The sequence below is a fragment of the Brachybacterium alimentarium genome, assembly GCF_002332425.1.
Taxonomy (GTDB): domain Bacteria; phylum Actinomycetota; class Actinomycetes; order Actinomycetales; family Dermabacteraceae; genus Brachybacterium; species Brachybacterium alimentarium.
On the sequence record NZ_NRGS01000061.1, the window covers coordinates 1 to 1,339 of the forward strand.

1 protein-coding gene and 1 other annotated feature are annotated in these 1,339 nt (G+C 62.9%); the gene reads right to left on the reverse strand.

Annotated features, from left to right (window positions below; all coding sequences use genetic code 11):
• Window positions 1-48 precede the first annotated feature (48 nt).
• Window positions 49-1,271, reverse strand: a protein-coding gene (locus CIK71_RS17315) for an IS3 family transposase (protein ID WP_096166910.1) whose coding sequence is annotated in 2 segments (ribosomal slippage) — window positions 49-992 and window positions 992-1,271 — 1,224 coding nt in all. Because the reading frame shifts where the segments join, the coding sequence is not laid out codon by codon here.
• Window positions 900-1,002 (reverse strand) — a sequence feature (AL1L pseudoknot). Its footprint overlaps the gene before it by 103 nt.
• Window positions 1,272-1,339 lie beyond the last annotated feature (68 nt).

Consider the following 1,339-nt stretch of genomic DNA (forward strand, 5'->3'; position numbering starts at 1 on the left):
GCCCGTCGAGCTCGAGGACACTGAAGCGCCCTGGGTTTCGTTCCGTGGTTAGACGGTCGCGGGCGCGGTCGTCGTGGGGTGAGTGTAGGCCGCTTCGACCGCTGCGGGGGTGCGGTAGCCGAGAGCCTCGTGGAGCCGGGCCGTGTTCCACCAGTGGACCCAGCCCATCGTGGCGAGCTCGACCTCGCTGACCGACTCCCAGATCCGCTTCGAGTAGATCAACTCTGCCTTGTAGAGGCCGTTCACGGTCTCGGCCAGCGCGTTATCGTAGCTATCTCCAACGGTACCAACTGACGCTTTCACGCCTGCCGCGATGAGAGCGTCCGAATAGGCCAGTGAGACGTACTGACTGCCCCTGTCGGAATGGTGGATCAATCCGCTTTCATTCCTGCTCGTCCCAGTGGAAAGAAGCGCGTGCTCCAGTGCGAGCAATGGCAGCGGCTGTGTGTGGAGTGTGGGCGCGACCGCCCAGCCTACGATTCTGCGGCTGAAGACGTCGGTGATGAATGCGACGTAGCAGAACCCGGTGAGTATCCGAACGTAGGTGATGTCGGCGACCCAGAGCTGTTGCGGGCGGTCCGCGACGAACTTCCGCTCGACAAGGTCGGGACGCTGGTCGACTCCAGCTTCGGGACGGGTGGTGACGGGCTTGCGACCTCGGCGGACGCCCTGGAGGCCAGCGATCTTCATCAGCCTTACTACTTGGTCGCGACCGACATCCCATCCCGCATGGCGCATTGCGTGCCACATCTTCCGGACCCCGTAGACACTGTAGTTCTCCTGATGAATCCTCCGTAACTCCTCGACAAGCATCTCGTCTCGCAGGCTTCGAGCGGATCTCGGCCTGATTTTGGAGGCGCGGTATCCGCGGGAGGTGATGAACCCACATTCTGTCGCACCGAGGATGCGGCATATGGCCTCGACCCCGAACTTCTCGCGATGTATGTCAATGAACGCGATCATTTCGTTGTGGGGCGGTCGAGTTCCGCTGCAAAAAACGCTGAGGCAGCTTTCAAGATCTCGTTAGCGCGTCTCGCCTCGGCGAGTTCCCGCCGAAGCCGGCGGTTCTCCTCCTCGAGCGGCTCTCCCGAGCCAGCCGGTTCGGTGGGGCCGTACCGGTTGCACCAGATCCGCAGGGTCTCCTCACCGACGCCGAGCTGTGGTGCGACGGCGCGGATCGATGCCGCGCGGGGACCACCTTCGCGGGCTTGGCGGTCGTAGACCATGCGCACGGCGCGGTCACGCAGCTCTGGACTGAACTTCTTGGGCATGTTCCGATTCTCCTTGCTGAGACTCGGAACGGAACCCAGGGCGCTTCTGAACCGACCCAGGTTTGATG